The sequence below is a fragment of the Paraburkholderia sp. BCC1876 genome (assembly GCF_902833695.1).
Lineage (GTDB): Bacteria > Pseudomonadota > Gammaproteobacteria > Burkholderiales > Burkholderiaceae > Paraburkholderia.
Genome location: NZ_CADFGI010000025.1, coordinates 1 through 3,486, shown reverse-complemented (window position 1 = coordinate 3,486; position 3,486 = coordinate 1). Strand labels below are relative to the sequence as shown.

At 52.2% G+C, this 3,486-nt stretch carries 2 rRNA genes; both read left to right on the top strand.

Features of this window, described 5'->3' with window-relative positions:
- The first annotated feature begins 279 nt into the window (after positions 1–279).
- Positions 280–3,160 (top strand): 23S ribosomal RNA (locus tag HWY05_RS37550).
- A 199-nt stretch (positions 3,161–3,359) separates the two neighbouring features.
- Positions 3,360–3,473: ribosomal RNA gene (rrf, locus tag HWY05_RS37545) — 5S ribosomal RNA — on the top strand.
- Positions 3,474–3,486: the final 13 nt, after the last annotated feature.

Genomic DNA, 3,486 nt, shown 5'->3' with positions numbered 1-3,486 from the left:
TGCATTGGCGATTGAGCCAGTCAGAGTGATACGTGGTTATAGCAACCGCGATATCGGCTGTCGTTCTTTAACAATCAGGAAGAAGTAGTAAAGAGATTCACGAAAGCATATCTAGAGATGGGTGTGTGAGTAGGTGAATCAGGGTTGTGATTGTATCAATGTATGAAAAGGTGATCGAAAGATTGCTTTGGAATACGGCGCAACACGAATACTCAACCTGTAACGATGTGGCCAATGCTGCGTTCCCAGTGAACGCGGTGTGAGACACACCCGTTATAGGGTCAAGCGAACAAGTGCATGTGGTGGATGCCTTGGCGATCACAGGCGATGAAGGACGCGGTAGCCTGCGAAAAGCTACGGGGAGCTGGCAAACGAGCTTTGATCCGTAGATGTCCGAATGGGGAAACCCACTCCGAATGGAGTATCCATGACTGAATACATAGGTCATGCGAAGCGAACGCGGTGAACTGAAACATCTAAGTAACCGCAGGAAAAGAAATCAACCGAGATTCCCAGAGTAGTGGCGAGCGAAATGGGATCAGCCTGTACTCTTTATCTTCATTGTTAGTCGAAGGCTCTGGAAAGTGCCGCCATAGCAGGTGATAGCCCTGTAGACGAAAACAGCGAGGAAGAACTAGGTGTACGACAAGTAGGGCGGGACACGTGAAATCCTGTCTGAAGATGGGGGGACCATCCTCCAAGGCTAAATACTCGTGATCGACCGATAGTGAACCAGTACCGTGAGGGAAAGGCGAAAAGAACCCCGGGAGGGGAGTGAAATAGATCCTGAAACCGCATGCATACAAACAGTAGGAGCCTCCTTGAGGGGTGACTGCGTACCTTTTGTATAATGGGTCAGCGACTTACATTCAGTGGCAAGCTTAACCGATTAGGGCAGGCGTAGCGAAAGCGAGTCCGAACAGGGCGATTCAGTCGCTGGGTGTAGACCCGAAACCAGGTGATCTATCCATGGCCAGGATGAAGGTGCGGTAACACGTACTGGAGGTCCGAACCCACTAACGTTGAAAAGTTAGGGGATGAGCTGTGGATAGGGGTGAAAGGCTAAACAAACCTGGAAATAGCTGGTTCTCTCCGAAAACTATTTAGGTAGTGCCTCGTGTATCACCTTCGGGGGTAGAGCACTGTCATGGTTGTGGGGTCCATTGCGGATTACTACGCCATAGCAAACTCCGAATACCGAAGAGTGCAATCACGGGAGACAGACATCGGGTGCTAACGTCCGGTGTCAAGAGGGAAACAACCCAGACCGCCAGCTAAGGTCCCCAAATATTGCTAAGTGGGAAACGAAGTGGGAAGGCTAAAACAGTCAGGAGGTTGGCTTAGAAGCAGCCATCCTTTAAAGAAAGCGTAATAGCTCACTGATCGAGTCGTCCTGCGCGGAAGATGTAACGGGGCTAAGCAATATACCGAAGCTGCGGATGCACATTTATGTGCATGGTAGGAGAGCGTTCCGTAAGCCTGCGAAGGTGCATTGAAAAGTGCGCTGGAGGTATCGGAAGTGCGAATGCTGACATGAGTAGCGATAAAGGGGGTGAAAAGCCCCCTCGCCGTAAGCCCAAGGTTTCCTACGCAACGTTCATCGGCGTAGGGTGAGTCGGCCCCTAAGGCGAGGCAGAAATGCGTAGCTGATGGGAAGCAGGTTAATATTCCTGCACCATTGTTAAATGCGATGGGGGGACGGATCGCGGAAGGTTGTCCGGGTGTTGGAAGTCCCGGTCCTTGCATTGGAGAAGGCGCTTAGGCAAATCCGGGCGCGGAATTCAAGGGTGCGAGGCCATTCACCTAGGTGAAGAAGCAATCGGAAGTGGTTCCAAGAAAAGCCTCTAAGCTTCAGTTTAACAAGACCGTACCGCAAACCGACACAGGTGGGCGAGATGAGTATTCTAAGGCGCTTGAGAGAACTCGGGAGAAGGAACTCGGCAAATTGGTACCGTAACTTCGGGATAAGGTACGCCCCTGTAGCCTGATGCGCCTGCGCGCGTAGGGTGAAGGGGTTGCAATAAACTGGTGGCTGCGACTGTTTAATAAAAACACAGCACTCTGCAAACACGAAAGTGGACGTATAGGGTGTGACGCCTGCCCGGTGCCGGAAGATTAAATGATGGGGTGCAAGCTCTTGATTGAAGTCCCGGTAAACGGCGGCCGTAACTATAACGGTCCTAAGGTAGCGAAATTCCTTGTCGGGTAAGTTCCGACCTGCACGAATGGCGTAACGATGGCCACACTGTCTCCTCCCGAGACTCAGCGAAGTTGAAGTGTTTGTGATGATGCAATCTCCCCGCGGCTAGACGGAAAGACCCCATGAACCTTTACTGTAGCTTTGCATTGGACTTTGAACCGATCTGTGTAGGATAGGTGGGAGGCTATGAAGCGTGGACGCCAGTCTGCGTGGAGCCATCCTTGAAATACCACCCTGGTTTGTTTGAGGTTCTAACCTTGGTCCGTAATCCGGATCGGGGACAGTGCATGGTAGGCAGTTTGACTGGGGCGGTCTCCTCCCAAAGTGTAACGGAGGAGTACGAAGGTACGCTAGGTACGGTCGGAAATCGTGCTGATAGTGCAATGGCATAAGCGTGCTTAACTGCGAGACCGACAAGTCGAGCAGGTGCGAAAGCAGGTCATAGTGATCCGGTGGTTCTGTATGGAAGGGCCATCGCTCAACGGATAAAAGGTACTCTGGGGATAACAGGCTGATACCGCCCAAGAGTTCATATCGACGGCGGTGTTTGGCACCTCGATGTCGGCTCATCTCATCCTGGGGCTGTAGCCGGTCCCAAGGGTATGGCTGTTCGCCATTTAAAGAGGTACGTGAGCTGGGTTTAAAACGTCGTGAGACAGTTTGGTCCCTATCTGCCGTGGGCGCTGGATATTTGAAGGGGGCTGCTCCTAGTACGAGAGGACCGGAGTGGACGAACCTCTGGTGTACCGGTTGTCACGCCAGTGGCATCGCCGGGTAGCTATGTTCGGAAGAGATAACCGCTGAAAGCATCTAAGCGGGAAACTCGCCTTAAGATGAGATATCCCCGGGGCTTCGAGCCCCTTGAAGGGTCGTTCAAGACCAGGACGTTGATAGGTCAGGTGTGGAAGCGCAGTAATGCGTTAAGCTAACTGATACTAATTGCCCGTAAGGCTTGATCCTATAACAGGTGTGTCTCTCTCTCGACCCGCGTTAGCGCTTTAGCGCTTACACGGGTCCGATCCCCGAAGGGGAAGACACACGGTTGAGATCAGTGTTGTGCAATACAGGCACAACCCAAAGTAATACCGAGAGGCATCCTCTCAACTACTTCTTCCAGATTGGCTGTATTGCCCCAAAGGCAGTGCGGCAACAAGTCATGCCTGATGACCATAGCGAGTCGGTACCACCCCTTCCCATCCCGAACAGGACCGTGAAACGACTCCACGCCGATGATAGTGCGGATTGCCCGTGTGAAAGTAGGTAATCGTCAGGCTCCCTAGCAGAAA